Genomic DNA, 822 nt, shown 5'->3' on the forward strand with positions numbered 1-822 from the left:
CCAGAAGTAGATAGCTTAACCTTCGGGAGGGCGTTTACCACGGTGTGATTCATGACTGGGGTGAAGTCGTAACAAGGTAACCCTAGGGGAACCTGGGGTTGGATCACCTCCTTACCTTAAGATGTCGAAGTTGTTGAGTGTTCACACAGATTGCCTTGATTCAAAGTAGTTAGAGCAAAGACCTGATGCAGCGATGCGTCAGTGCTTGTTTGGTCGAAAGGCCAAGCGAGAGAAGCCCGTTCGTTGGGTTGGGATGTGAATAACGGCGAAAGCGGTTACCCAATTCAGAGTTAGCGATAACAACGAGCTGCGCTAAAGACGACATGTCGCTCGGCCTCGCCGGCTCGGCACGTTGCCTTTACGAAAATCATTGCGAAGTTTACTTCGCAAAGCATGATTTTCGTCCCCTTCGTCTAGAGGCCTAGGACACCGCCCTTTCACGGCGGTAACAGGGGTTCGAATCCCCTAGGGGACGCCACTTCTCTCTTGCTAACAAGAATGCAGACATAAGCATTACATGTTTATGTCTGTTTTCTTCAGCGCACTTTATAAGTGAATGCTGTTGCAAACATGCTCTTTAACAATCTGGAAAGCTGATTTAAAAAGTAGTTCTCAAACATTTGTTACAAGTGCTTTGGAAACTTCTTGGCGAAAACCAAAATTTATTTTGGTCCTTGTTGTACTTCAACAAGCAAGCGTTGTTTCGACGACACTTCTTGGGGTTGTATGGTTAAGTGACTAAGCGTACATGGTGGATGCCTTGGCAGTCAGAGGCGATGAAGGACGTACTAACCTGCGATAAGCTGTGAGAAGTCGGTAAGA

1 tRNA gene and 2 rRNA genes are annotated in these 822 nt (G+C 47.0%); all 3 read left to right on the forward strand.

The window, feature by feature from the left end:
• Nucleotides 1-114: ribosomal RNA gene (locus GWQ22_RS21635) — 16S ribosomal RNA — on the forward strand; the annotation flags it as partial.
• A 288-nt stretch (nucleotides 115-402) separates the two neighbouring features.
• Nucleotides 403-478, forward strand: a tRNA-Glu gene (locus GWQ22_RS21640).
• Nucleotides 479-728: 250 nt separating this feature from the next.
• Nucleotides 729-822: ribosomal RNA gene (locus tag GWQ22_RS21645) — 23S ribosomal RNA — on the forward strand; the annotation flags it as partial.

The sequence above is a fragment of the Aeromonas sp. 1HA1 genome (genome assembly GCF_029237385.1).
GTDB lineage: Bacteria > Pseudomonadota > Gammaproteobacteria > Enterobacterales > Aeromonadaceae > Aeromonas > Aeromonas popoffii.